Genomic DNA, 24,565 nt, shown 5'->3' on the forward strand with positions numbered 1-24,565 from the left:
ATGCCCGTGGCACAAGCAGCCAATCGCTGGATCGTCCTGTCAATCCTGTCGAGTGCACTGTTTCTCATCACCATTGATGTGACGGTCCTCTACACGGCATTGCCGAGGCTGACGGCGGAACTGGGTGCCAGCGCATCTGAAAAGCTCTGGATCGTAAACGCCTACCCGCTGGTCATGGCGGGGTTGCTGCTGGGTGCTGGCACTTTGGGGGATCGCGTCGGCCACAGACGTCTGTTTCTCGTCGGCCTCGTTATCTTTGGCATGGCCTCTCTCGTTGCTGCCTTCGCTCCCAACCCGGCTGTCCTCATCGCCGCCCGCGCGTTGCTGGCCGTTGGCGCGGCTGGCATGATGCCCGCGACACTGTCCCTGATCCGCCTGATTTTCGATGATGCCCATGAGCGGTCTGTTGCTATTGGCATATGGGCGGCAGTCGCCTCAGGCGGTGCTGCCTTCGGACCCGTCCTTGGCGGCGCGTTGCTCGAATATTTCTGGTGGGGATCGGTGTTTCTCATCAATGTGCCCGTGGTGGCAGTGGCGCTGCTGGCGACCATCTGGGTCATCCCGTCTGTTCCCGGCAATCGGTCAAAGCCGTGGGACTCAGTGGGTTCTGCGCAAATCCTTGTCGGTCTGGTCGCATTGACCTACGCCGTGAAGGAGCTTGCCAAACAGGCGCCCTCCTGGTCGGCGCTGGTTGTTTCAGCTCTTATCGGGCTTGTCGCACTCGCTCTCTTCAAGCGCAGACAGGACAAGCGCGCCCACAAGCTGATCGACTTCACCCTGTTTCGTGATCGCCAATTTGCGTCCGGCGTGGCGGCGGCCATGGTTACGATGCTGGCACTTGTCGGTCTGCAACTCGTCCTTTCGCAACGCCTGCAACTGGTTCTCGATCTCACGCCACTTCAGGCGGGCCTCACGCTGCTGCCCATTCCGCTCGGCGCATTTCTCGCCGGTCCGATTGCAGGGTTGGTCGCGGCCCGTCTTGGCACCACGAATGTGCTGTGGATCGGATTGCTGCTCGCAAGCGCCGGGCTTATCCTGTCGCTTCTGGTTCAGGATGCATCCCAGTTCTCGCAGATCGGCAGCTTCTTCCTGCTTGGTTTCGGCCTCGGTGCCGCCATGACAGCCGCCTCCACGGTTATCATGGCCAATGTGCCAGCAGAGCAGGCGGGCATGGCCGCATCCATCGAAGAGGTTTCGTTTGAACTCGGTGGTGCCATTGGCATAGCCGTGCTGGGGTCCGCTCTGGCGGCTGTCTACGGCATGAGTATCGCACTGCCGCGACAGGCTGGCATCCCTGCAGAGGTATTTGACGGGCTGGATCAGGCTCTTGTCAGCGCAGCCACTGTGCCACCAGAAATGGGGCAGACCATACGCGATGGCGCACGTGCCGCCTTTGATCTTGGCTTCCTGACCGTCATGATTTTTGTAGCGGTGGTTCTGTTGCTCAGCGCCGTCAGCGTCTGGTTCGCATGCCGGTCGCCAAATCTCAAGGCACGTGATTGAGAATGGAGACGGGCCTACTTCCCGTAGGTTTCCGCAGGGTCGAAATGGCGCGTGTCATCGGTCACTGTCATCACCGCCTCGCCATTTTCAAGGGTCACTGTGCGGTAGAAGCAGGAGCGTCGACCGGTGTGGCAGGTCGCATCGTGACCGGCGACGGAAACCTTAAGCCACACGGCATCCTGATCGCAATCGGTGCGGAATTCCTGAACGGTCTGGAGATTGCCCGACGTCTCGCCCTTCTTCCAGATTTTGTCTCTGGAGCGGCTGTAATAGTGGGCAATGCCGGTTTCGAGCGTCAGAGACAGTGCCTGCGCATTCATGTGCGCCACCATCAGCAGCTCACCGTCCTTCGCATCCGTCACAACGGCGGTGACGAGGCCATTGGCGTCGAATTTCGGCGAGAACGCACCGGCAGCTTCAAGCTTCGCCTTGTCTGTGGGGGCGGGCGGAAATGTCGATGACATCAGAACCTCCATGGCACCGCATTTATCACGGAAGGGGGCAGCCTTCAGTTTGCGGGATACGCTAAGTGAATGCGAAACTTAGACGGCGAGGCGGTTGCCCGCCACGCGCCGTCCTTCAGTGCCGTATCAGCGGCTATAGACCATGGTCATGAACCGGGCCTGATTGGTAGGTTCGGACTTGAACTCGCCGGTGAAGCTCGTCGTCAGCGTCGTTGAACCCTGCTTCTGCACACCGCGCATGGACATGCACATATGCTCTGCATCGATCATGACGGCCACGCCGCGTGGCTTCAGCGAGGTCTCAAGAGCCTGGGAGATCTGCGCGGTCATCGTTTCCTGAGTCTGCAAACGGCGACCATAGATTTCGACAACGCGGGCAATCTTGGAAAGTCCCAGCACGCGGCCCGACGGCAGATAGGCAACATGTGCCTTGCCGATGATGGGAACCATGTGGTGTTCGCAATGGGAATGGAACGGAATGTCACGCACGAGGATCATGTCGTCGTAACCGCCGACTTCCTCAAATGTCGTACCCAGAACGTCGCTGGCATCAAGCTGATAGCCGCTGAACAGTTCGCGGTAGGATTTGGCAACACGCTTTGGCGTGTCGAGTAGGCCTTCGCGGTCTGGATTGTCACCCGCCCAGCGTAGCAGAACGCGCACGGCGTCTTCCGCTTCGGCCTGTGTTGGACGTGTATCAACCGCACCACTCTGTGTGCCAGTACCGGGAAAATTCTTCACGATAGCATCCATCTTTTGGTCTCCCGGTACGGTTGAAGGTCCGTGCCCGAATATAGCATACGGCTAAATCATTGCGATGCCGCGCCTGCTATCTGGTTGTTTTTAGTCAATTTGGCAAGTCTGCCAACATGAAATCGATGTTTGATGGTTTAAAATCAATGCACCTTGATGACGTCAGTGTCCGATAGCATATAGTGGCGATGGATGGCAGAAAAGCTTTGCCTTGAGATGACGCAGCGTTTGAAACATCAAAGCTTGCGCGATTGGACAGTGGTCATGGACGATATCTACAGCAACCGGATTCTCGAATTTGCAGGCAATATTCCGCTCGCAGGCGCCATGGCGGATGCGGATGCCAGCGCGCAGAAGCACTCCAAATTGTGCGGCTCCAAAGTCAAGGTCTATATCAAGCTGGCGGATGGCGTGGTGACGGACTTCTCCCATGAAGTGCGGGCCTGTGCGCTCGGTCAGGCATCCTCATCCATCATGGCCCATCACGTCATCGGCGCAAGCAGCGCGGAAATCCGCACCGCACGCAATGAGATGGTCGCCATGCTGACAGATAGCGGCGAGGGGCCTGCGGGCCGCTTCGAAGACATGCGTGTGTTGAAGCCGGTCAAGGATTACAAAGCCCGCCACGCCTCCACCTTGCTCACCTTCGATGCCGTTTGCGACTGTCTTGACCAGATCGAGGCAGAGAACTCCGTCTCGGCCTGACCCATGTGCAACGCACCGGACTGCGACCACGCAAAGCCACGCTCGCGCAACTGGGCCGGTGCTTACCGCAAAACGCCCGGCCGCTTGCTGGGCATGGGCTTCATCCGGCTCTATCAGCTGTCGCTGTCCGGTTTCGTCGGAAACTCCTGCCGCCACATTCCCACCTGTTCTGAATATGGATATGAGGCCATCGCCCGCCACGGCCTCTGGGCTGGTGGATGGTTGACGCTGTTTCGTGTTGCCCGTTGTGGTCCCGGCGGCACAAGCGGGCTTGATCCCGTTCGCGAGAACTTGCAAAAAAGGCAGGTCTGGTGGGCGCCTTGGTCCTACTGGTCGCGGACGGGCCACAAGGTGGATTGAGGGGGATAGCGAAATGCCAATGCCGATGGAATATCGTCAGGCGTCTGTTGATTTCGACCGGTTCGTGGAGGACCTGAAAGAGGTCTCCATGCTGAGCACGTCCCATCAGGCCTACACCATGTTGCAAGCGGTCCTTCAGGTGTTTCGACGCCGCTTGACGGTGCAGCAGGCTCTGGAATTTGCAAATGTCCTTCCGCCGGTCCTGCGCGCCATCTTCGTCAGTGATTGGGATAGCACCGAAGAGATGCGCGAATTCGGTACGGAAGCCGAGATGATGGCTGAGGTGCGGTCGCTTCGCTACAACCACAATCTCTCGACTGATTCTGCCATTCGAGATGTTGCCGAGGCCGTGCGCCGTAACATCGATCCCGTTGTTTTTGATCGGGCGCTTTCCAGACTGCCGCAAGCGGCCCGGGATTTCTGGCTGATGCCCGTTTCCGCTTAAAATTCTTTACTCACAGCGCGTTCCGCATTATCACCCGCGCGTTCACACCCCGGCACGCGCCGGTCAACACACCACCCGCATTCGTTGGCGGGACTGGTCAGGAGAATTAATATGTCTGAAGCCGTTTCCCTTACATTTCCCGATGGTTCCGTGCGCCAGTACCCGGTCGGCACGACCGGTCGCGATGTTGCCGAATCCATTTCCAAGTCGCTTGCAAAGAAGGCCGTCGCGATTGCGCTGGATGGCACTGTGCGCGACCTTTCCGACACGATTGTCGATGGCAAGATTGAAATCGTCACCCGCGATGACAAGCGTGCGCTTGAGCTGATCCGCCACGATGCGGCCCACGTCATGGCTGAAGCCGTGCAGGAGCTGTGGCCCGGCACACAGGTCACCATCGGCCCCGTCATCGAAAACGGCTTCTATTACGATTTCGCCAAGAACGAGCCCTTCACGCCGGAAGATCTGCCCAAGATCGAAAAGAAGATGAAGGAAATCATTGGCCGCTCCAAGCCGTTTACACGTGAAATCTGGAGCCGCGAGAAGGCCAAGGAAGTCTTTGCTGCCAAGGGCGAAAACTACAAGATCGAGCTGATCGATGCCATCCCCGAGGGGCAGGACCTCAAGATCTATTATCAGGGCGACTGGTTCGACCTGTGCCGTGGCCCGCACATGGCCAACACAGGACAGATCGGCACGGCTTTCAAGCTGATGAAGGTTGCCGGTGCCTATTGGCGTGGCGATAGCAACAACCCGATGCTGACACGCATCTACGGCACCGCTTGGGCAACGCAGGAAGAGCTGGATCAGTATCTCCACATTCTGGCCGAAGCTGAAAAGCGCGACCACCGTCGCCTTGGCCGCGAAATGGACCTGTTCCACTTCCAGGAAGAAGGCCCGGGCGTGGTGTTCTGGCACGGCAAGGGCTGGCGCATGTTCCAGACCCTGACGGCCTATATGCGCCGCAACCTCGAAGGCACCTATCAGGAAGTCAACGCGCCGCAGGTGCTGGATGCTTCCCTGTGGGAAACCTCGGGCCACTGGGGCTGGTATCAGGAAAACATGTTTGCCGTGAAGTCGGCCTATGCCTTCACCCATCCCAAGGATGAGGCAGCCGATAACCGTGTCTTCGCCCTGAAGCCCATGAACTGCCCAGGCCACGTACAAATCTTCAAGCATGGCTTGAAGTCTTACCGCGAACTACCTGTTCGCCTTGCGGAATTTGGCAACGTCCACCGTTACGAAGCATCTGGCGCTTTGCATGGCCTGATGCGCGTTCGCGGCTTCACGCAGGATGACGCACACGTTTTCTGCACGGAAGAGCAGATGGCGGCGGAGTGCCTGCGTATCAACGACCTCATCCTGTCGGTCTACAAGGACTTCGGCTTTGAGGAAATCGTGGTGAAGCTGTCCACGCGCCCTGAAAAGCGCGTCGGCTCTGATGAGGTCTGGGATCGCGCTGAGAGCGTGATGACCGAGGTTCTGAAATCCATCGAAGAGCAGTCCGATGGCCGCATCAAGACGGATATTCTGCCGGGAGAGGGCGCGTTCTACGGTCCTAAGTTCGAATATACGCTCAAAGATGCTATCGGTCGTGAATGGCAGTGCGGCACCACGCAGGTAGACTTCAACCTGCCGGAACGCTTCGGTGCATTCTACATCGATCAGGCGTCGGAAAAGCGCCAGCCGGTCATGATCCACCGCGCCATCTGCGGCTCGATGGAACGCTTCCTCGGCATTCTCATCGAGAACTTTGCCGGTCACATGCCGCTCTGGTTCGCACCGCAGCAGGTCGTCGTCGCCACCATCACATCGGATGCGGATGATTACGGTCGCGAAGTCGCCGAAGCCCTGCGCGATGCCGGTCTTTCCGTCGAAACCGATTTCCGCAACGAGAAGATCAACTACAAGGTCCGCGAACACTCGGTCACCAAGGTTCCTGTCATCATCGTCTGCGGCAAAAAGGAAGCGGAAGAACGCACCGTCAACATCCGCCGCCTCGGCTCTCAGGCGCAGACATCCTACGGTCTGGAAGAAGCGATTGCGAACCTCGTGGATGAAGCAACACCACCAGACGTCAAGCGCAAGCGCGCTGCTAAGGCTGCAAAAGCTGCCAAGGTAACGGCATCCTAGGCTAAACCGCCGTCATCCTCGGGCTCGTCCCGAGGATCTACTGCCGTTCAATTCGGTTTGGTGAAACAATGAGGGCGACGATAGCGTCGCCCCAACGTCACTCGTAATCGCCCATCGTATCATCAGGGGCCTGATCTTTCATCAGCACTTCCACGTCTGAATCCTGACCCGACGCGATCTTGAAGTTGCGTTGGTAGACCTTGTCCTTGTTGCGGGCGATGGCGGTGTATTCACCGTCGGCCAGCACCATGGTGGAAAAGGCGCTCACGCTTTCATTGACGATATCGCCTGAGCCTGTGAGCACCGACCATGCGGTATCGGCAATCGCTTCGCCACCATGTTCGGATACGAGCTTCAGCGTAACCTGCGCTGCGTGGTGTTGAAGCGTTGCTTCCGTCAGCTTGCCAGCTTCCACCTGAATATCGGCGCGCACCACGGCGTTGATGCCGCCATATTCGGACACCACGTGATAGGTGCCTGCATTGAGGCGGATCACCGTGTTTGGCTTGACGTCGGACATCACAAGACGCCGCTCGCCATCTTCCTGCGTGTCGGAGGAGTAGACCGAAAATTTCAGCTGGTTGGCCGAAATCCGTTTGTCGGCGCCCACAACGGCGTTGAGAACGAAGCCACCGGCATCGAGAATCAGCACCTGCTTGTCGATCTTGCCACTCGCCGGCACATTCAGTTTCTTGGTCACGCCTGCGCGGCCAAAGGAAACGTTGACGAAGTAATCGCCGGGCGACAAATGAAACTGGGCCGTGCCGCCCTCGGAACTTGCCAGCATGGGCAGCTTTCCATCCGGGCCGGGAATGGGGCTGAACACGCGCCATGCCAGCCCTTCCATCATGGGTTGGCCGTCATTGGTTAGCTTTGCTTCCATGACGATGTCGCGGGATGTGGACTTTGCCGCATCGGGCGCGGTTGGGGCGGTAAATGCGTTCAGCTTGGGCATCTTCTGCGTGCCGCCCAGCTGCTTGAAGTCCTTGAAGGCATCCTGAGAGAATGCAACACCCATCGGCGCGGCGCTCAATGCCAGCGCCAGACAAAGGCCAGTCGCAAATTTGATGAACGTCATTTCTTTTGACCGCATTGACTTCTTGTTTTTCTGGGGCCACTTCAAACGTAACGCGGTGGCTATTTCAAGGCTCTTAATTTTACATGTATGACAATGGAACGGTTCTGTCATGAAAGACAACATCACCCTTATCGATTACCTGAATATTCGTCGGTCAACGCCTGCACCACAGCTGACCGAGCCCGGCCCTGAGCGTGCTGAGATCGAGGAAATCCTGCGTCTCACCGTGCGCGTGCCAGACCATGGAAAAATCGCTCCTTGGCGCTTCATCGTTTACCGGGGCGGCGAGCGTGAGCGGCTGGGTGAGGCGGTCTTGGCGCGTGCGCTGGAAAAGACGCCGGACCTCAGTGCCGATCATCAGGCGGTTGAACGCGCCCGCTTCACCCGCGCACCCGTCGTCATCGCAGTTGTCAGCACGGCTGCGCCGCATGTGAAGATCCCTGAATGGGAGCAGGTCATGTCCGCCGGTGCCGTCTGCCTCAACATGTTGTTTGCAGCCAATGCCAATGGCTATGCCGCCAATTGGCTGACCGAATGGGTCGCCTATGACGAAGCCATTTTCCCGGCGCTGGGCGTAAAGCCAGGCGAGAAGGTCGCCGGTTTCATCTACATCGGTTCCACCACATTCCAGCCGGTCGAGCGACCGCGCCCGCAGCTTGGTGATGTGGTCACATGGGTGGGTGAGGCCTGATGTTTTACGCAGCGGACACGAACCTGCACGGCCTGGCGCACGATCCTTTCAAGGCCATCGTTGCGCCGCGCCCCATAGGCTGGATTGGCTCGAAGGGCAGGGATGGTTCGCTCAATCTTGCGCCCTATTCCTTCTTCAACGCCGTGGCGGATACGCCAAAGCTCATCATGTTCGCATCCAGCGGCCATAAGCACAGTGTCCGCAATGTTGAGGAAACCGGTGTCTTCACCGCCAATCTCGTCAGCCGTCACCTTGTGGAGCAGATGAATACGTCGTCTGCCCCGGTCGATTATGGTGTCGATGAGTTCGAGCTTGCCGGGCTGACGGCGCAGAAGGGAACGATCGTGGATGCGCCCCGCGTCGCAGAAGCCTATGCGGCGCTGGAATGTCAGGTCACGCAAATCATGCGTCCTGTCGATGTGAACGGTCTGGAAGCGGAGACATGGATTGTCTTCGGTCAGGTCGTGGGCATCCATATCGATGAATCGGTCATCGAAAACGGGCGCATCGATATGGCCCGCGCACGGCCCGTTGCACGCATGGGTTACCGCGATTATTCCGATGGCGGCACCGATGTTTTCCAACTCACACGACCCGCTGACCGGTGAGTGACGAAGCGCGTTAGTCGCTCAGAAATATGGTAAACCAAACGTAAACTATTTGCCCCTAGGTTTGGCAGTCAGAAGGCGGAAACGAGTCGCATGCGACCTCATCTGCCGGGGCAGCCGGATTTGTCTGTTGGTGGGGCGCAGGGTGATCGTACAAGCATTTCTACGTTGGTCTGAAAAGGCTCGGTCTGGCGACAGATCCAAGGCGGCAACAGCACTTGCCGAGGCTTATCTCCAGTCGTCGCTCCCCCAGGATCGGCAGGAGAGCGCCTTTGATGCGATGACCTATCTGCTGGATGACCCATCGCCCAAGGTGCGGTTGGCGCTTGCGGAAACGCTGGCATATTCTCCCTTCGCGCCCCGCTCCATCATCGTCTCGCTTGCCGAAGACAAGCCGGAAGTCGCCTGTGTCGTCATCATCCATTCCCCCGTCCTGCGTGAGACCGATCTGGTGGATCTCATCGGCAATGGCACAGCCATCACACGGGCAATGATTGCGGCACGACCATATCTCGAGCCGGGTGCTTGCGGTGCGCTTGCTGAAATCAGCGATGTGCTTGAGCTTTCCATTCTTCTGGAAAACAGCAGTGCCCGCATCACGCCGTTCACCTTGCGCCGCATTGCCGAGCGCCACGCCCATGACGCCGAAATTCGCGACCTGCTGCTAGACAGAGCCGATTTGCCAGCAGATGTACGTTACGCCATCGTCGGCCACATTGGCGCGGCACTGGCCGCATCCAATCTGGTCTGCCACGCCGTGCAGCCAACGCGCCTTTGCAACATCATTCGTGATGCCTCGGATGCCGCAACAGTCCAGATTGCTGGCGATGTCACGGCAGAAGCCATGCCGATGCTGGTGGAGCATTTGCGGGAAAAGGGCGACCTGACGCCAGCCTTCCTCATGAGCCTTTTGTGTTCGGGCAAGGTCGCGTTTTTTGCGCAAGCCATTTCCAACCTGTCCGGCCTTGGCGAACGTCAGGTCCGTTCCATCCTCGGCACAGGTCGCCACCACGCATTGAAAGCGCTGTTTCAATCCACGGGGCTTTTCGGTCCGGTTCTTGACATTTTCATGGAAGCGACGCGTCTGTGGCGCGAGGCGTCTGAAGCACCTTATGCCGACCCGGTCGCAGAACTCTCGTCCGGGCTTCTTTCCAAATTTTCCAACGCCGATGCCGACGCCACCATGCGCGAGCTCCTGCATATGGTCGAGAAGCTGCAAATGGCCCAACAACGCCACCGTGCCCGCTCTCTCTCAACCACCATCACAGCCGAAGCTGCTTGATAGATCGCTTTTAAGCCACCTAGTTGGACAGGCGGCGGGCGATCCAGGAATAGCTGTCTTCCACCATGCGCACCGGCTTGCCCAGAACTTCCTTTACACCCTCGGTCGAAGGCAGAATGCGGCGCACGCGGGTGATCGCCTTTTGCGTCAGCGTCTGTTCTTCCTGTGGCGCCAGTGCTGGTGCCAGGGTGGATGTATCTGGCGTTTGTGGTTCGGTCTTGGCCAGCCCGCTCTGTGGCTGCTCCGGTGTCTGGCACACGGCAACAATGACCGGATAGGACGCGTTGACGAAGTCGCCCAGCTTGGTTTCGGATTCGGCATCGCAGAGCTCGATGCTCGTCCAGCGCTGCTGAAGCGTGGCGACATGCTGGCAATCGGTCGCGCTGTCATCGCAGCCGAGAATGGTCATCAATACAAGCGCTGTTCTCATGGGGTCACGGTTGCCTCTGCCGGATAAATTATCTTACAAGCCATCCTGATCTAGCGGAATTGCAGTCTTATTGCGACGCATGATCGCGCTGTTGAAAAATAAATGGGAACCCTCATGCCAGTCGATATCAAGCTTGAACCGCCGCGCCAGCCAGAAGTCCTGCACCTCATGGATATGTCGAATGCCTATATGGCCTCGCTTTATCCAGCTGAAAGCAACCATATGGTGGATATCGACACGCTGGAAAAGCCGACAGTTTCCTTTTTCGTGGCGCGCAATGAAGGCCAGATCGTCGGATGCTGCGCTCTTGTCGAGGCCGGGGATGGCACGGGTGAAATCAAACGCATGTTTGTTGATCCGCAGGCGAGAGGCCTCAAGATCGGTCAGTTGATGATGGACGCTATCATTGCCCGAGGGCGAGAGCTGCGCCTCGGCGCCATCCGCCTCGAAACCGGCATCAGCCAGCCGGAGGCCATCGGGCTCTATCGCAAGGCTGGTTTCATCGAAATCGAACCTTTCGCGCCCTATAAGCCCGATCCGCTCAGCATGTTCATGGAATTGAAGCTCTGAGCCAGAAAGGGCCTGACTGACGTCACCTCACGTCGCTGTTTTTCGCAGCGGCGGCGGCTCTACGATGTCGGGCGTGGCTTCAATCGCTTCGGCTTCGATGGCTGCGATCTCCACTTCGCGCACCCATTCACGCCACACGGCAACCAGCAGCGCCATCAGGACCGGGCCGATGAAGAGGCCGAGGAAGCCCATGGTTTTTACGCCGCCAACCAGACCAAAGAAGGTCGGCAGGAATGGAAGCTTTATAGGGCCGCCGACGAGGCGGGGGCGGATGGTCTTGTCGACGATGAAGAGTTCAATCGAGCCCCATGCGAAGAGGGCGATGCCTTCAGGCACAGAGCCGCTGGCAACCAGATAGACCGAAACCAGTGTGAAAGACAGCGGCGCGCCACCTGGGATGAGCGCCATGACACCTGTCAGAACGCCGAGTGTAACGGGCGAGGGAACGCCAGCAATCCAGTAGGCCACGCCGAGAATAATGCCTTCGCCAATCGCAATCAGCGTCATCCCGGTAACGGTCGAGCTGATGGTGGCTGGCACCACGCGGGAGATTCGTTCCCAGCGGGTCGGCAGAATGCGTTCACCGACCAGATCGATCTGGCGCGCGAAGCTTGCACCGTTGCGATAGACGAAAAACAGCGCGATCAGCATGAACAGCAGCGTTAGAACCAGATGGAAGGCGCCGTTACCAGCGGCCACAATGGCGCGATAGATGTTGCCGATATTGGCACCGCTGACGAGCTGGATCACTTCACCGATGGCGCCGGGTGTGCCGACATATCGGATCCACTGCTCGCTCATCCAAACGCCGACGCCTGGCAGGGCAGCAATCCATTGGGGAACGGGAGCGCCGACCTTGTTGACCTCCACCGCCCAGCCGAACCATTCGCGTATTTCGCTTGCGGTATAGGATGCGGCGATGAAAATCGGCACGATAAGAAATGTGATGATGAGCAGAAGCGCGATCGTCGCCCCGACCGAGGTGTTGCCACCGACGCGGCGCAGCAATTCACGATAGACAGGCCAACTGGCAAAACCGATGACGAGTGCCGCCAGCACTGGCACGAGGAAGCCGTAGAAGAAGTAGATTCCGGCCAGAACGACCAGCACAAGAAGCCAGCGGGCTGCGGAAATGGGCGGCACCAGCGCGGTACGTCCGTGTGAGGCGGGACCAAGCCATCTTGGTTCGCTGGTCTTTTTGTGATTGTCTGGCTTGTTCAACAACGTCTCTTTCGCATTCCCCGGACAGATTGGGTTCTGTCGCTATATGGTGTTCGGTTCACAACATAGTCTAGCAGCATTTCGTTTTTATATTGTTCGCACGCTTTATTGAACGAATTTCGTAAAAATATCGCAACGAGACTTGGCCAGCCCATGGAAATATGAGAGTTGGGGTAAAGTTTCAGCATTGAGTGGCCCTGCCACACCATAGTGGACGATATCCCATGCTTCGCCGTTTTTTCTCATTCTACCAACCATACCGGCGCCTGTTCATTGTGGATTTTTCCTGTGCCGTGCTGTCGGGAATTCTCGAACTCGGATTTCCTATGGCGGTGAAGGCGTTTGTGGATGTGCTTCTGCCAGCGGGTGACTGGCAACTTATTCTGCTCGCCTCCATCGGCCTTCTGATCATCTATGTCCTCAATACGGGCCTGATGGCGATCGTCACCTATTGGGGGCATATGCTGGGTATCAACATCGAAACCGATATGCGCCGCCGCGCCTTCGATCACCTCCAGAAATTGTCCTTCGGCTTCTTCGACAATCAGAAGACCGGGCATCTGGTGGGCCGTTTGACGAAGGATCTCGAGGAAATCGGCGAAGTGGCTCATCATGGGCCAGAAGACCTGTTCATTGCCATCATGACCTTCCTCGGCGCTTTCCTGCTCATGATGTCGGTCAACGTTCCCCTGGCACTGGTTACGGCTGCCATCGTGCCGATTACGGCCTGGGTGACGAGCCGTTATGGCAGCCGCATGACCAACAATTTCCGGGCTCTCTATGGCCGCGTTGGCGCGTTCAATGCGCGCATCGAAGAAAATGTCGGCGGCATGCGCGTTGTTCAGGCCTTTGCCAATGAAGATCACGAGCGCGCTTTGTTTGAAGAGGATAACCAGCGGTATCGCCAGACCAAGCTGAATGCCTACAAGATTATGGCGGCAAGCACGTCGCTCAGCTATATGAGCATGCGCCTGACGCAGATGATTATCATGATCTGCGGCGCGTGGTTGGTGCTGACGGGTGATCTGACCGCTGGCGGTTTCGTTGGCTTCCTGCTTCTCGTTAACGTGTTCTTCCGCCCGGTTGAAAAGATCAATTCCGTTATCGAAACCTATCCCAAGGGCATTGCCGGATTTCGGCGCTTTACCGAGCTGGTCGATACTGAACCTGATATTGCCGATGCGCCTGAAGCCATCGAGGCCCCAGCGCTTCGTGGCGAGATAACCTATGCCAATGTCAGCTTCGGCTATAGCGATGGTAAACAGGTGCTCGGTGGCATCGACCTCAGTATTCGTACGGGGGAAACGGTGGCTTTCGTTGGTCCGTCGGGTGCGGGCAAGACGACGCTTTGCTCCCTGCTGCCGCGTTTTTACGAAGTTACCGGCGGTGCGATCTCCATCGACGGCATTGATATCAGGAAGATGACGCTGGCATCGCTGCGCAGCCAGATCGGCATCGTGCAGCAGGATGTGTTCCTGTTCGGCGGTACGATCCGCGAGAATATCGAATATGGCCGCCTGGGCGCCAGCGAAGCCGAGATATGGGAAGCGGCGCGCCGTGCCCGGCTGGAAAGTGTTATCGAGGGAATGCCTGACGGCATGGACACGGTCATTGGAGAGCGTGGCGTGAAGCTCTCGGGTGGTCAAAAACAGCGCATGTCGATTGCGCGCATGTTCCTTAAAAATCCGCCGATTCTGATTCTCGACGAGGCGACATCGGCGCTGGATACCGAGACGGAGCGCGCCATTCAGGCTTCTCTCAGCGAACTTGCGTCGGGCCGCACCACGCTGGTGATTGCTCACCGCCTCGCCACAATCAGAGATGCGACGCGCATCGTGGTGGTGGATGAGACCGGTATTGTAGAGACCGGCAATCATGAGGAATTGCTGGCATCCAAGGGGCCGTATAGCCGCTTGCACGATGCCCAGTTTGGCGCGCAATTGCTCGTCTGACCCACCACAATCAAGGTTGAACAGACTCTTCTATGCCGACATTCGGCTCTGTTTTGCCCGGATGTGACAAGACGAGGTAGCTGACGGCCATGGCGCCCGCTGCGATGATCAGCGCCAGAATGGCGAACATGGTGAAACTCCATGGCTTGGATTTCTTGCGGGACCAGACGAAACGGCGGCCTTTCAATCGGTCCTTATCCGGGTTGTTGTGATATTCCGGTCCGAGCTTGTCGGTGTTTGCCATGGTTGCCTCCGATGTCATCTTTTAGATCTATGGGCCAACGTTTGGCCCGGGCAGAAGTTCAATCCCGACGCGAACCGAACCGGCGTGGCTCTTGCGGACTTGCAGACGGCCAAGGCGCGGCCCATTCTGTGCCTGATGATTCCGAGGGGAGGACCGAGGTGATTGCTGATCCGCGTGCGTTTCTGGAGGCGCTGTTTTCTGAGGCTGTGAAGGCGGCTGATCCTTACGAGGCGATCCTGCGGCATTTGCCCGAGAAGCCGAAAGGCCGGACGGTGGTCATCGGAGCTGGCAAGGCAGCAAGCCAGATGGCGCAGGCTTTCGAGCGCGCTTGGCAGCACCCGTTCGAAGGGCTTGTTGTGGCGCGCCATGGAAGCATTGCAGATTGCGAGCGCACGACCATCCTGCAATCTGCCCACCCGGTGCCGGATGAGGCGGGGATTGTGGCCGCGCAGGCGCTGATGGCCAAAGTCAGCGGACTGACCGCCGACGATCTGGTGATCGCGCTGATTTCTGGCGGAGGATCGGCGCTGTTGCCAGCGCCGCCGGAAGGGTTTTCCCTTGCCGACGAGATCGCGCTTAATGAAGCACTGCTGGCCTCCGGCGCACCGATTTCGGCCATGAATGTGGTGCGCAAGCATTTTTCCCGCATCAAGGGCGGAAGGCTTGCAGCACTGGCTTATCCAGCGCGTGTCGTTTCCCTCGTCGTGTCCGATGTGCCCGGCGACAACCCCGCCTTCGTGGCATCCGGTCCGACCGTGCCGGATGGAAGCGGGGCGCAGGAGGCGCTGCGGGCGATCCGCGGATATCGCATCGACCTGCCGCAGCGCATTGTTGACAGCATCGGCAATGCGCAGGCTCCGAAACCCGATGATGCCGTCTTTAATGGCCACGAGGTTCACGTCATAGCTTCGGCACGGGTGTCTCTGGAAGCCGCCGCCAATCTTGCCCGCAGCCACGGCGTGCACCCGCTGATCCTTTCTGACAGCATCGAGGGTGAGGCGAGGGACATTGGCCGCATGCATGCGGCATTGGTGCGGGAATTTGCTGGCAACACTGCGTTTGAAAAGCCGATGGTGCTGCTTTCCGGCGGCGAGACCACTGTGACCATCGGGAGCGGTGGTTACGGCAAGGGCGGGCGCAACACCGAATTTCTACTGTCTGCCGCGCTCGATCTGCAAGGTTTTGAGGGCTTCACCGCGCTTGCGGCGGATACGGATGGCATTGATGGGTCGCAGGATAATGCGGGAGCTTTTGCCGATGGAAAGAGCATTGCCCGTATTCTTGCCGCGGGCGGTGATGCCAGAGCATTTCTGTCTGGCCATGACGCATGGTCTGCCTTCGATCTTGCGGGAGATTTGTTCGTGCCGGGGGCGACGGGGACGAATGTGAATGACTTCAGGGCGTTTCTGGTGGGTGAGTGAGGGCAGGTTGCGCTTCTCGGCAACTCGGCTTTCATCATCCCGTTCCTGTCAAAAAACGCGGCGACGCTTTGGCCAAGCTTCGCCGTTCACGCGGCAGCATCTGCCCGTGGCTTGATCTTTTCGTTCTGACCATCGCCGTTTGCGGCCATGGGTATTTCGGACGGGGCGCTGGAAGTTGCCTCGTTGGGTAGTTTAGTATTGGCACCTTTCAGCGCCCCGTTCAGCGGTTTATGTCCGCCCACGATCCTCTTGCCACGGCTGGCAAACCCGGATGGCAAAGGTTGAAACCTTGCCGCAGAAACGGTCGGACTTTTCAGGGCCCAACCCTTCACCCTCCGGGCGCGGCATTCCGTTGAAAGAATGCCGCCGCCAGTTCAGCCGCACCTGCCTTCGATACGCTACCGCCCCACCACCGGGAGGGCTGAAGGATCGATCTGTCCGCGCCATTGCTGGCGCGGGGCAGATGCAGCGTGTTCCTGTGTACCGCCTGACTTTCGCTTCAAGCACCTGATGGTCGCGTTCGACCAGTGCCGATGAGCTGTCGGTACACCCGGCGGCGGACAAACAGGATTGCCATGGCCTGGATCTTGAACCCCGTAAGGGCATTCAAGGCAGGCACGTCAATCCGGTTCTAACTTTGGGAGGGTAACACCAGCCGGTCCGAAACCGGTGTTGCCCGCCACCCGTTGCCGCCGGGGGGATTCGCTGCCGGACCCCGACAATGAAAGGTTGCGTAGCCTTTCACCACCAGCGCCGGTTCCGCCTCGCCGCAACGCCTTGCGGTGTATCCGAGGGCGGAACGGACACAGTGTGCGCCCGGTTTTAGGAACATTGAGAAAGTGCAGATCGATTTTTTTCCCTTCTTGCAGTTTTTTATCTAAGCGCTGCTTCAGGCCTCGCCTCTTGAATAAGCAAATCACGATGAATGATGATTGGCAGGGCGCTTAACACCTGCAAGATAGAAGTCCCGGTATGAGAATCACGCAATCAAGGCGTGGCAGGAATGACGGTGCCGCTGCGCGTGAGCGAGCATGTGGCCTGTGGAGGACGAAATTGGCAGCGGAAAGCAGCGCGGATCGTGACTTTGATACAGGAAAGTTCCTCGCGGGAATAGCGCGTGGAGGCGGGGGCGCACTGTTGTTTGCACTGCCTATGTTCATGACGATGGAGATGTGGGAGCTGGGCTTCTACATGGATCGCACCCGTCTCTTGCTTCTGTTGTTCATCAACCTGCCTTTGTTGATTGTTCTGTCTCACCGCATAGGGTTTGAGCAGACCACGGGTTGGCGGCAATCTGTGCGCGATGCCATTATCGCTTACGCCCTTGGCATGGTTGCCAGCGCCCTTATTCTTGCGTCTATTGGTGTGCTGCGGGCTGATCAAACCTCGCATGAAATTGTTGGCATGATTGCTCTACTGGCGGTTCCGGCGAGCATCGGTGCCATGTTGGGCCGCAGCCAGCTGGGGGGCAAGTCTGACGATGATGAAGACACTGAGGGTGACGAGGACCCGGTTCAAAACCGTGAGACGACCTATGCTGGCGAGCTTTTTCTGATGGCGGTTGGTGCGCTGTTTTTAAACCTGAACGTCGCGCCCACCGAGGAAATGATCTTGCTGTCCTTCAAGATGACGCCCTGGCATGGCCTTGCCATTATCGCGGCGTCGCTGATCGTGATGCACGGGTTCGTCTACGCGCTGTCCTTTCATGGGAGCCACGATCTCGCGGAGGGTACGCCGAGCTGGCATGCATTTGTGCGGTTCACCCTGCCGGGCTATGTGATTGCGGGCTCCATCAGCGCATATTGTCTATGGACATTCCACCGGGTCGACGATCTGGGGTCCACGCAGGTGCTGATGGCGATTGTGATCTTGAGTTTTCCTGGCGCTATCGGCGCGTCCGCCGCTCGACTTATCCTCTGAGGGTTCCATGACCAAAACGATTGGCGACAAAAATCTCGAGGCAAAAAATCCGCACTGGGTGGAGTGGCTGACCGGACTCGTATCCGCCGTGATTGTGCTGGCGGTGATCGGCTGGATCGCGAAAGATGCGTTGGTAGATCACGATACAACGCCCGATCTTGCTGCGACCGTTCTGATGACTGAACAGCGTAGCAAAGGGTTTCAGGTCTCGTTCGAAGTGTCGAATGGCGCAAGCGCTACGGCCTCGCAGGTGACAGTGGATGGCGAAATTCTTGATGGCTCCAATGTCGTTGAGAAAGCCAGCACGGTGCTGGATTATGTTCCCGGCAGATCCAAGGCCCGGGCAGGCCTGATTTTTAAGAATGATCCTACAGGCCGGATCACTCTGCGTGTGTCAGCCTTTAACGAGCCCTGAGCTAACACCGCTTTCCTCAAAATAACCAGCATATTTGCCTTTGGCGGTCTCAAGCGGGCCGCCGAAGGCATTTTGTTGGAAACAAACCGTGCAGCAGGGAGTTTGGTTCGTAACTGCAGCGAATGAGGAGAGACACCATGGCTGACGACAGCACCAACACCATCAAAGCAACATTCGATACGCGCGCGGCGGCTGATCTGGCGGTTGAGCATCTGGTTCAGCAGCACGGAATTCCGCGGCCTGACATCTTCATTCAGTCTTCCACGGATGAGAACACGGCAGGATCGGTGGCGTCTGGTGGGGATGTTTCCAAAACCGGCGCTGTGCGCAGTGATGCGCCTCTGGAAGGAGAGATTGAAGTGTCCGCAGATATTCCGTCTTCCAAGATTGCTCTGGTGCAGCGCAGCTTGGGCGAGGCGGGTGCGCTTCGAGTGTCTGGCGCTGCCTGAGGCTGGTCGCGGTGATTAGGGAAAGATGCCATGGCCGACCATTTGAGCAAATACCGATCCAAACGCGATTTCAAGCAGACGCTTGAGCCGAGTGGAGAGGTTGAGGTCAAGGCATCCAACCGCCGCCGTTTCGTGATCCAGAAACACGATGCAACACGACTGCATTACGATTTGCGGCTTGAGCTTGATGGCGTGTTCAAATCCTGGGCGGTGACGAAGGGTCCTTCGCTCGATCCCAACGACAAGCGGCTTGCGGTAGAGGTCGAGGACCATCCGCTGGACTACGGTGACTTTGAAGGGACGATACCCAAAGGGCAATATGGCGGTGGCACGGTTATGCTGTGGGATCGCGGCTACTGGGAGCCAGAGGGTAACAAGACGCACGACGAAGCGCTGAAAAAGGGTGACTTCAAGTTTACTCTGGAAGGCGAGCGTCTCAACGGAAGTTTCGTTCTGGTGCGGATGCGCAATGACCGCGATGGCGGCAAGCGGACGAACTGGCTGCTGATCAAGCATCGCGACGACCATGCCGTTGATGAGAACGGTGCCGCTGTGCTCGATGAAAACGAGACATCCGTGGCGTCAGGCCGAACCATGGAGGCCATTGCCGCTGGCAAGGGCAAGAAACCGAAGCCGTTCATGACTGAGGGCGAGACGGTTAAGGCGGATGCGGTGTGGGACAGCAATGAGGGGCTGGCCGCCGAGGAACGCAAGGCCGGGACGAAAAAGTCGGCCAAGGCAAAGACCAAGCGAAAAAAGCCGACGAAATCCGAGAGCCCGACTTCTCAGATGCCGGGCTTTATCGCCCCGCAGCTCTGCGAGAGCCTGACGCGCCCACCCGCTGGCAAGGGGTGGATTCATGAGATCAAATTCGATGGCTACCGTGTTCAGCTGCGCGTTGCGGGCGGCGATGTAACGCTGAAGACCCGCAAGGGGCTGGACTGGACGACCAAATGGCCCGCAATCGCGGAGGCGGCGTCTGCGTTGCCCGACTGTATCATCGATGGCGAGATCTGTGCGCTTGACGAGCAGGGCGCGCCGGATTTTGCTGCCTTGCAGGCGGCATTGTCGGAGGGAACGACAGACGATCTGGTCTATTTTGCCTTTGATTTGCTGTTTGCCGGTGATGAGGACTTGCGAGAGCTTCCGCTTTCGGAGCGCAAGTCTCGTCTGCAAGCATTGATGTCGGATGCGGGCGAAGATCCGCGCCTGCGGTTTGTCGAGCATTTCGAGACCGGTGGCGACGCCGTATTGAAATCGGCCTGTCGACTTTCGCTGGAGGGTATCGTCTCAAAGAAGGCAGATGCGCCCTATGTGTCTGGCCGCAGCAAGACCTGGGCGAAATCCAAATGCCGCGCTGGCCATGAGGTGGTGATCGGCGCTTATGCCACGACGAATGGCAATTTCCGGTCTCTGCTGGTTGGCGTCTTCAGCGGCAAGCATTTCGTTTATGTCGGGCGGGTTGGCACGGGCTATGGCGCCGAGACCGTTGAGAAACTGATGCCGAAGCTTGAGGAAATGGAAACGTCCAAGTCTCCCTTCACGGGGATTGGGGCGCCAAAGGCGTCTGATGATATTGTGTGGCTCAAGCCGGAACTTGTGGCGGAAATCGAGTTTGCCGGATGGACCGCTGACGGGCAGGTGCGGCAGGGCGCGTTCAAGGGTCTGCGCGAAGATAAACCCGCGGCGGAGGTGGAGGCCGAAGAGCCTGCCGCACCTGATGATGCAGATGTTCCTGACCCCGAAACAGACAAGCCGCCTGCAAAGCGCGCTCGCAAGGGTGCGAAAGAAGAGGTTATGGGCGTGATGGTTTCCAGCCCAGACAAGGCGCTCTGGCCGGATGCGGGTGACGGGAAACCGGTGACCAAGGCTGACCTTGCGCATTACCACGAAGCTGTTGGGCCGTGGTTGATCGAGCATATCAAGGGCCGTCCATGTTCCATTCTTCGAAACCCCGATGGCATTGACGGCGAGCAATTCTTCCAGCGCCATGCGATGCCGGGAACATCGAACCTTCTGGAACTGGTGACAGTGTCTGGCGACAGGAAACCCTATCTGCAGATCGATCGCGTTGAAGGACTGGCCGCCATTGCCCAGATTGGCGGTATCGAGCTTCATCCGTGGAACTGTGCGCCGGACCAGCCGGATGTGCCGGGCAGGCTGGTGTTCGACCTTGATCCGGGTCCTGACGTCGAGTTTTCAGCCGTTGTTACCGCAGCCCGCGAGATACGTGACCGGCTGGAGGAACTGGGTCTTGTGAGTTTCTGCAAGACAACTGGCGGCAAGGGTCTCCATGTGGTGACACCGCTTGCCGTACCCAAGGGAAAGAAACTGAACTGGGACGAGGCGAAAAGTTTCGCGCATGATGTGTGCGAGGATATGGCGCGCGATAATCCTGATCTTTACCTCATCAAAATGGCGAAGAACCAGCGAGAAGGGCGGATTTTTCTCGACTATCTGCGCAACGACCGGATGGCGACGGCGGTCGCGCCGCTATCGCCGCGAGCGCGTCCGGGTGCAACGGTATCCATGCCGCTGAACTGGACGCAGGTGAAGGCTGATCTCGACCCGTCGCGCTTCACCATCCGGACCGTGCCTCAGCTTTTGGCAAAAAGCACGGCTTGGCAGGACTATGCTGAGGGTCACCGGCCACTGAGCGAGGCTATCAAGCGGTTGAACAAGGCCCGCAAGGCGGGAGGGTGAGAGCCGCGTGCATCTTTTCCCAGCCATGGGCGTTTTCGATGAGAGATATAAAAGGGAGAGCTGACATGAGCAAACGTGAATTGATCGATACCGGCACTGACAAGCGTTATGTGCGCCGCGATGAAGACGGAAAGTTCAAGGAAAGTGTGGATGTATCGCGTTCGCTTTCCGCCGATGCCCGCCATGATGCTAAGAGTGACACCAAGCCCGGTGAGGGCGACAAGGGCGACCGCAAGCGCTGATATTGATCAGTGAAACTTGCCACCTATAACGTCAACGGCATCAATGGCCGCCTCGACATCCTGCTTCGCTGGCTTGAGGAGGCAAGGCCTGACGTCGTGTGCCTTCAGGAGTTGAAGGCACCCTCGAGCAAATTCCCGCGCAAGGAGCTTGAGAGAGCGGGCTATGGAGCGATCTGGCACGGCCAAAAATCATGGAACGGCGTCGCCATTCTTGCACGGGATCGCGAGCCGCTGGAGACGAGGCGGGGACTGCCCGGCGACGTGGATGATAGCCAGAGCCGCTACATTGAAGCGGTTGTTGATGGCATCATCATTGGCTGCCTTTATCTGCCCAATGGCAATCCGGTGCCGGGGCCGAAGTTTCAGTACAAGCTGGACTGGTTCCAACGGCTGCAATCCTATGCTGCCGAACTGCTGGACCTTGAGGTGCCTGTTGCGCTTGTGGGTGATTTCAACGTGATGCCGACCGAGCTTGATGTTTATAAGCCGGAGCGCTGGTTGGACGATGCCCTGTTTCGGCCAGAGGTGAGGGCTGCTTACGCTGACCTCGTAGCTCAAGGCTGGACGGATGCGCTGCGCAAGCTGCACCCGGATGAGCGCATCTACACGTTCTGGGCCTATTTTCGAAATGCCTTCGCCCGAGATGCGGGCCTGAGGCTCGACCATTTCCTGCTCAGCCCTGACCTCGCAGAAAAGCTGACGGCGGCCCATGTCGATAAGCACGTGCGCGGCTGGGACCACACAAGCGACCACGCACCGGTGTGGATTGAACTTGGCGACAAACCCATCAAACAAAGGAGAAACGGATGACCGACAATTGGAGAGGCGAACTTCAAGGGAAGCTCGAAGCGCTCATTGATGAATTTGCGGTGAGGGGCGTCAGCCATGCGGAGGCTTGTGACGCCGTGGTGGAGGCGGCTGGCAATCACAAAAACACCGGTGAGCGTGATCCAGATCCGGCAGATGATGTGGCGATTGAAGAGCCTGCAAATGACTGGCCAGCGGCTGATCAGTCTCGACCGATTGAATGAGGTAATGGCTTTACCACAAAAGAAGGGCCCGGTTTTTCAACCGGGCCCTTGCTTATTTAGTGATGATGTTCTGGCATTTCTTTGAGCTGATCTTTCGTCCAGGATGTTACGGCGTGCACATCGCCGTCTTCATCGCGCATGAAATCGAGATCGCTCACGGAGACCGCGACTGGCTTTGCGCCAATTCCGAGGAAGCCGCCGACATCGATGATGACCTGGCCGCCAGCGCCTGCACCATGGACGTGATCCACCTTGCCAACCTTATGGTCATCCGCGCCGTAAACGGTTGCACCCTCCAAAATCTCCGAGGTCAGTTCCGCTGACGACAGACGAACATGGTTTGTATGATCCATTGGTTTTCTCCTTGTTGTATGAGGAGTTAACGGGATCAAAGGGCTTCGGGTTCCCGGCTGCTAGGCAAAAGGGTTACCAGCGATAGTCACGCGGTCCACGCCAATCGCGTTGATCGTAGAAATCGCGGCGGGCGCGCCATTCACGACGTTCCTGTCTTTCGCGCCACTCACGTCTGGCTTCCCAACGGTCGCGTCTGTCCCACCGATCACGATATTCGCGTGGTGGGCCGTTTGGACGGCAATAGCCGCGTGGAGACAGATGAAAACCACGTCCGCACGCGTAATCGACCTTCTGCACAAGGGATGCCGCTGGGACGGGTGGCTGGGCCGATGGCATCGCGTTTGCGACATTGGCTACCAGACTGGCTAGAACTATTCCCGCGCTTAGGATTATTTTGCGCATCTCACATCACTCCGTTTAGGGTGGCGTAATTTAGCGTTCCTCGTGGTGAACCGGTGCTGAATGAAGTTTGACGTTTTCGTGGCACTATGAAGCGATTGTGGCAGGTTATGTCTCATCCAATGACGCAAACCACGCCGCGTAGGGCGTGTTCTTGGCGAGATATCGATTGAAATCCGGCGCGCCATCATTCCACCAGACGGCACCCCGTTCACCGAGTGCGACCTTGGCTGCATCCACTCTCTTGCGGGCTTGCGCCATCTCCGCTGACGGTGTTTTCGCTTTCCGAACAGCCCTCCGGGCGGCCATCAACTCCTGCACCAGCGCCGCTCGCGTGATCTCATCAAGGTCTGGATTGCTACGACGCCAGAGCCTGCCCCTGACGACGAAGTACCGGCCATCGGGCGTGTTGGGATATGTGTCGCTCATTCGAACCCGAGCGTTCGTTGGGCTGGCTCAGTGGCTTCCGACGGTTTGTCCTGATGCCGACGGGCGAGTTCTGTCTGCGCGCTGAAGCGTATGTCGGCATCCCTATCCGCCGCCAATGTGTTGAGCATCTCAATGCCAAGACGATCCCACGACTTGCCTCGGTCTGGTCCGGCAGGCACGCGCGGCAGGAGGCCCGGCTCTTTGCTCCACGCCAGGCAATCCTCAAGCGATGCTTCGTTCAACATATCGCGGAGGTGATGGGCACTCACATAGGCGTCTGGCATGGCTCGGTGCGCGGGCAACCCGGTTTCATGCACCAGCCCTTCCGGCATTCGCTGATAGCGCAGCATCTGATTGGAAAACCGGGGAAGTTGCGGCCAGACGCGCAGGGCGCATTTCCAGGTGCAGATCCATGGCGTTCCGCCTGTAAACCGCGGCGTGCAGTACCTTTGCTCAAACGCTGCCCGGTGCGCTGCCAAGGCATCAATCTGGAAGGGTGGGCGAAGAACGGTCGATGCGATTTCTTTCCAGTATGGTGCATCCGCGACCTGGGAATCGAGAATGTGATGAATGGCCATGGTGTCTGGTGAGATGGGGCGGCCAGGGTTGACGAAGAGGGCTCCGCGCTCTTCGATGACTTGCCACCTGCCGTCCTCATTGAGAACTACATCCTGCCAGCCAATCTCGCATACATCATTTGGGCCGTTGCCGCCCGTTTCGAGATCGATGACGCGTATTCTGGCTCTGGCCACTGGATGCTGCC

General features: G+C 58.2%; 29 protein-coding genes. 19 read left to right on the forward strand and 10 right to left on the reverse strand.

What is annotated here, in order from left to right:
* Complete coding sequence (locus tag RQI55_RS03665) at nt 1–1,503, forward strand: MFS transporter (protein ID WP_243255741.1); 1,503 nt, start codon at nt 1–3, stop codon at nt 1,501–1,503.
* A gap of 14 nt (nt 1,504–1,517) precedes the next feature.
* Here the strand turns inward: RQI55_RS03665 and hisI are convergent, their stop codons facing one another.
* The gene (gene hisI, locus RQI55_RS03670) at nt 1,518–1,967 is read right to left on the reverse strand and encodes a phosphoribosyl-AMP cyclohydrolase (protein WP_243255742.1); all 450 of its coding nucleotides are present in this window, start codon (nt 1,965–1,967) and stop codon (nt 1,518–1,520) included.
* A gap of 126 nt (nt 1,968–2,093) precedes the next feature.
* Nucleotides 2,094–2,720: a GTP cyclohydrolase I FolE gene (gene folE / locus RQI55_RS03675; protein WP_042619248.1), complete on the reverse strand. Its 627-nt coding sequence runs from the start codon at nt 2,718–2,720 to the stop codon at nt 2,094–2,096.
* 264 nt (nt 2,721–2,984) lie between these two features.
* On the opposite strand from folE, the gene RQI55_RS03680 reads away from it, so the two are divergent.
* The 4 genes from RQI55_RS03680 (at nt 2,985) to thrS (ending at nt 6,363) form a co-directional block, all read left to right on the forward strand.
* Nucleotides 2,985–3,425 carry an iron-sulfur cluster assembly scaffold protein gene (locus tag RQI55_RS03680; RefSeq protein ID WP_311272411.1) on the forward strand — a complete coding sequence of 147 codons (441 nt, stop codon included), beginning with the start codon at nt 2,985–2,987 and terminating at the stop codon, nt 3,423–3,425.
* 3 nt (nt 3,426–3,428) lie between these two features.
* A complete protein-coding gene (yidD, locus tag RQI55_RS03685) occupies nt 3,429–3,785 on the forward strand; it encodes a membrane protein insertion efficiency factor YidD (protein WP_311272154.1) in 357 nt (118 codons plus the stop codon).
* 13 nt (nt 3,786–3,798) lie between these two features.
* On the forward strand, nt 3,799–4,230 hold the full coding sequence (locus tag RQI55_RS03690) for a DUF2267 domain-containing protein (protein WP_243255747.1): 432 nt from the start codon (nt 3,799–3,801) through the stop codon (nt 4,228–4,230).
* A 111-nt stretch (nt 4,231–4,341) separates the two neighbouring features.
* Complete coding sequence (thrS, locus tag RQI55_RS03695) at nt 4,342–6,363, forward strand: threonine--tRNA ligase (protein ID WP_311272153.1); 2,022 nt, start codon at nt 4,342–4,344, stop codon at nt 6,361–6,363.
* A gap of 97 nt (nt 6,364–6,460) precedes the next feature.
* Here the strand turns inward: thrS and RQI55_RS03700 are convergent, their stop codons facing one another.
* Nucleotides 6,461–7,441, reverse strand: a complete 981-nt coding sequence (locus tag RQI55_RS03700; protein WP_311272152.1) for a hypothetical protein — start codon at nt 7,439–7,441, stop codon at nt 6,461–6,463.
* Between the two features lie 109 nt (nt 7,442–7,550).
* On the opposite strand from RQI55_RS03700, the gene RQI55_RS03705 reads away from it, so the two are divergent.
* From RQI55_RS03705 to RQI55_RS03715, 3 genes are all read left to right on the forward strand, one after another.
* A complete protein-coding gene (locus tag RQI55_RS03705; protein ID WP_311272151.1) occupies nt 7,551–8,132 on the forward strand; it encodes a nitroreductase in 582 nt (193 codons plus the stop codon).
* Nucleotides 8,132–8,740, forward strand: a complete 609-nt coding sequence (locus tag RQI55_RS03710; protein WP_311272150.1) for a flavin reductase family protein — start codon at nt 8,132–8,134, stop codon at nt 8,738–8,740. The genes RQI55_RS03705 and RQI55_RS03710 overlap by 1 nt, the downstream gene beginning before the upstream one ends.
* 130 nt (nt 8,741–8,870) lie before the next feature.
* A complete protein-coding gene (locus tag RQI55_RS03715) occupies nt 8,871–10,022 on the forward strand; it encodes a DUF2336 domain-containing protein (protein WP_243255758.1) in 1,152 nt (383 codons plus the stop codon).
* Between the two features lie 19 nt (nt 10,023–10,041).
* Here RQI55_RS03715 and RQI55_RS03720 read toward each other — a convergent pair whose 3' ends face one another.
* Nucleotides 10,042–10,452, reverse strand: coding sequence for a hypothetical protein (locus tag RQI55_RS03720; RefSeq protein WP_243255761.1), 411 nt, complete (start codon nt 10,450–10,452; stop codon nt 10,042–10,044).
* Nucleotides 10,453–10,566: 114 nt separating this feature from the next.
* On the opposite strand from RQI55_RS03720, the gene RQI55_RS03725 reads away from it, so the two are divergent.
* Nucleotides 10,567–11,022 carry a GNAT family N-acetyltransferase gene (locus RQI55_RS03725; protein ID WP_243255762.1) on the forward strand — a complete coding sequence of 152 codons (456 nt, stop codon included), beginning with the start codon at nt 10,567–10,569 and terminating at the stop codon, nt 11,020–11,022.
* 27 nt (nt 11,023–11,049) lie between these two features.
* On the opposite strand, the gene RQI55_RS03730 is transcribed toward RQI55_RS03725, so the two are convergent.
* On the reverse strand, nt 11,050–12,243 hold the full coding sequence (locus RQI55_RS03730; protein ID WP_192063952.1) for an AI-2E family transporter: 1,194 nt from the start codon (nt 12,241–12,243) through the stop codon (nt 11,050–11,052).
* Nucleotides 12,244–12,467: 224 nt separating this feature from the next.
* Here RQI55_RS03730 and RQI55_RS03735 point away from each other — a divergent pair, with 224 nt between their 5' ends.
* A complete protein-coding gene (locus RQI55_RS03735) occupies nt 12,468–14,195 on the forward strand; it encodes an ABC transporter ATP-binding protein (protein ID WP_243255763.1) in 1,728 nt (575 codons plus the stop codon).
* 10 nt (nt 14,196–14,205) lie between these two features.
* Here RQI55_RS03735 and RQI55_RS03740 read toward each other — a convergent pair whose 3' ends face one another.
* Nucleotides 14,206–14,439 (reverse strand): hypothetical protein, encoded by a 234-nt coding sequence (locus RQI55_RS03740; protein ID WP_243255764.1) that lies wholly within the window; start codon nt 14,437–14,439, stop codon nt 14,206–14,208.
* 158 nt (nt 14,440–14,597) lie between these two features.
* Between RQI55_RS03740 and RQI55_RS03745 the strand changes: the two genes are divergently transcribed.
* The 9 genes from RQI55_RS03745 (at nt 14,598) to RQI55_RS03785 (ending at nt 22,620) form a co-directional block, all read left to right on the forward strand.
* A complete protein-coding gene (locus tag RQI55_RS03745; RefSeq protein WP_243255765.1) occupies nt 14,598–15,860 on the forward strand; it encodes a glycerate kinase in 1,263 nt (420 codons plus the stop codon).
* 271 nt (nt 15,861–16,131) lie between these two features.
* Nucleotides 16,132–16,371: a hypothetical protein gene (locus RQI55_RS03750; RefSeq protein WP_243255767.1), complete on the forward strand. Its 240-nt coding sequence runs from the start codon at nt 16,132–16,134 to the stop codon at nt 16,369–16,371.
* Between the two features lie 542 nt (nt 16,372–16,913).
* On the forward strand, nt 16,914–17,780 hold the full coding sequence (locus RQI55_RS03755; protein ID WP_243255768.1) for a TIGR02587 family membrane protein: 867 nt from the start codon (nt 16,914–16,916) through the stop codon (nt 17,778–17,780).
* Nucleotides 17,781–17,787: 7 nt separating this feature from the next.
* On the forward strand, nt 17,788–18,195 hold the full coding sequence (locus RQI55_RS03760) for a hypothetical protein (RefSeq protein WP_243255770.1): 408 nt from the start codon (nt 17,788–17,790) through the stop codon (nt 18,193–18,195).
* Between the two features lie 137 nt (nt 18,196–18,332).
* A complete protein-coding gene (locus RQI55_RS03765; protein ID WP_243255771.1) occupies nt 18,333–18,644 on the forward strand; it encodes a hypothetical protein in 312 nt (103 codons plus the stop codon).
* 30 nt (nt 18,645–18,674) lie between these two features.
* Nucleotides 18,675–21,347, forward strand: coding sequence for a DNA ligase D (gene ligD / locus RQI55_RS03770; RefSeq protein ID WP_311272149.1), 2,673 nt, complete (start codon nt 18,675–18,677; stop codon nt 21,345–21,347).
* 65 nt (nt 21,348–21,412) lie between these two features.
* Entirely contained in the window at nt 21,413–21,589 is a 177-nt protein-coding gene (locus tag RQI55_RS03775; protein ID WP_243255774.1) for a hypothetical protein, read from the forward strand.
* A gap of 9 nt (nt 21,590–21,598) precedes the next feature.
* Nucleotides 21,599–22,399: an exodeoxyribonuclease III gene (xth, locus tag RQI55_RS03780; protein WP_243255775.1), complete on the forward strand. Its 801-nt coding sequence runs from the start codon at nt 21,599–21,601 to the stop codon at nt 22,397–22,399.
* Complete coding sequence (locus RQI55_RS03785; RefSeq protein WP_243255776.1) at nt 22,396–22,620, forward strand: hypothetical protein; 225 nt, start codon at nt 22,396–22,398, stop codon at nt 22,618–22,620. The genes xth and RQI55_RS03785 overlap by 4 nt, the downstream gene beginning before the upstream one ends.
* Nucleotides 22,621–22,676: 56 nt before the next feature.
* Here RQI55_RS03785 and RQI55_RS03790 read toward each other — a convergent pair whose 3' ends face one another.
* From RQI55_RS03790 to RQI55_RS03805, 4 genes are all read right to left on the reverse strand, one after another.
* The gene (locus RQI55_RS03790) at nt 22,677–22,973 is read right to left on the reverse strand and encodes a PRC-barrel domain-containing protein (protein ID WP_243255779.1); all 297 of its coding nucleotides are present in this window, start codon (nt 22,971–22,973) and stop codon (nt 22,677–22,679) included.
* Nucleotides 22,974–23,046: 73 nt separating this feature from the next.
* Nucleotides 23,047–23,376 (reverse strand): GCG_CRPN prefix-to-repeats domain-containing protein, encoded by a 330-nt coding sequence (locus RQI55_RS03795; RefSeq protein WP_311272148.1) that lies wholly within the window; start codon nt 23,374–23,376, stop codon nt 23,047–23,049.
* A 105-nt stretch (nt 23,377–23,481) separates the two neighbouring features.
* Nucleotides 23,482–23,802, reverse strand: coding sequence for a hypothetical protein (locus RQI55_RS03800; protein WP_243255782.1), 321 nt, complete (start codon nt 23,800–23,802; stop codon nt 23,482–23,484).
* Nucleotides 23,799–24,554: an exonuclease domain-containing protein gene (locus RQI55_RS03805; protein WP_243255785.1), complete on the reverse strand. Its 756-nt coding sequence runs from the start codon at nt 24,552–24,554 to the stop codon at nt 23,799–23,801. Before RQI55_RS03805 ends, RQI55_RS03800 begins: the two co-directional genes overlap by 4 nt.
* Nucleotides 24,555–24,565 lie beyond the last annotated feature (11 nt).

The sequence above is a fragment of the Rhizobium sp. WCS2018Hpa-16 genome (assembly GCF_031843705.1).
Classification (GTDB): domain Bacteria; phylum Pseudomonadota; class Alphaproteobacteria; order Rhizobiales; family Rhizobiaceae; genus Agrobacterium; species Agrobacterium tumefaciens_C.

Coding starts and splice junctions, on each gene's coding strand:
- RQI55_RS03680 (WP_311272411.1), top strand. CDS start 2,985: ATGGACGATATCTACAGCAACCGGATTCTCGAATTTGCAGGCAATATT.
- folE (WP_042619248.1), bottom strand. CDS start 2,720: ATGGATGCTATCGTGAAGAATTTTCCCGGTACTGGCACACAGAGTGGT.
- RQI55_RS03785 (WP_243255776.1), top strand. CDS start 22,396: ATGACCGACAATTGGAGAGGCGAACTTCAAGGGAAGCTCGAAGCGCTC.
- RQI55_RS03690 (WP_243255747.1), top strand. CDS start 3,799: ATGCCAATGCCGATGGAATATCGTCAGGCGTCTGTTGATTTCGACCGG.
- RQI55_RS03765 (WP_243255771.1), top strand. CDS start 18,333: ATGGCTGACGACAGCACCAACACCATCAAAGCAACATTCGATACGCGC.
- RQI55_RS03800 (WP_243255782.1), bottom strand. CDS start 23,802: ATGAGCGACACATATCCCAACACGCCCGATGGCCGGTACTTCGTCGTC.
- RQI55_RS03720 (WP_243255761.1), bottom strand. CDS start 10,452: ATGAGAACAGCGCTTGTATTGATGACCATTCTCGGCTGCGATGACAGC.
- RQI55_RS03775 (WP_243255774.1), top strand. CDS start 21,413: ATGAGCAAACGTGAATTGATCGATACCGGCACTGACAAGCGTTATGTG.
- yidD (WP_311272154.1), top strand. CDS start 3,429: ATGTGCAACGCACCGGACTGCGACCACGCAAAGCCACGCTCGCGCAAC.
- thrS (WP_311272153.1), top strand. CDS start 4,342: ATGTCTGAAGCCGTTTCCCTTACATTTCCCGATGGTTCCGTGCGCCAG.
- RQI55_RS03710 (WP_311272150.1), top strand. CDS start 8,132: ATGTTTTACGCAGCGGACACGAACCTGCACGGCCTGGCGCACGATCCT.
- ligD (WP_311272149.1), top strand. CDS start 18,675: ATGGCCGACCATTTGAGCAAATACCGATCCAAACGCGATTTCAAGCAG.
- RQI55_RS03760 (WP_243255770.1), top strand. CDS start 17,788: ATGACCAAAACGATTGGCGACAAAAATCTCGAGGCAAAAAATCCGCAC.
- RQI55_RS03795 (WP_311272148.1), bottom strand. CDS start 23,376: ATGCGCAAAATAATCCTAAGCGCGGGAATAGTTCTAGCCAGTCTGGTA.
- RQI55_RS03725 (WP_243255762.1), top strand. CDS start 10,567: ATGCCAGTCGATATCAAGCTTGAACCGCCGCGCCAGCCAGAAGTCCTG.
- RQI55_RS03735 (WP_243255763.1), top strand. CDS start 12,468: ATGCTTCGCCGTTTTTTCTCATTCTACCAACCATACCGGCGCCTGTTC.
- RQI55_RS03790 (WP_243255779.1), bottom strand. CDS start 22,973: ATGGATCATACAAACCATGTTCGTCTGTCGTCAGCGGAACTGACCTCG.
- RQI55_RS03700 (WP_311272152.1), bottom strand. CDS start 7,441: ATGACGTTCATCAAATTTGCGACTGGCCTTTGTCTGGCGCTGGCATTG.
- hisI (WP_243255742.1), bottom strand. CDS start 1,967: ATGTCATCGACATTTCCGCCCGCCCCCACAGACAAGGCGAAGCTTGAA.
- RQI55_RS03705 (WP_311272151.1), top strand. CDS start 7,551: ATGAAAGACAACATCACCCTTATCGATTACCTGAATATTCGTCGGTCA.
- RQI55_RS03665 (WP_243255741.1), top strand. CDS start 1: ATGCCCGTGGCACAAGCAGCCAATCGCTGGATCGTCCTGTCAATCCTG.
- RQI55_RS03740 (WP_243255764.1), bottom strand. CDS start 14,439: ATGGCAAACACCGACAAGCTCGGACCGGAATATCACAACAACCCGGAT.
- RQI55_RS03750 (WP_243255767.1), top strand. CDS start 16,132: ATGGCAAAGGTTGAAACCTTGCCGCAGAAACGGTCGGACTTTTCAGGG.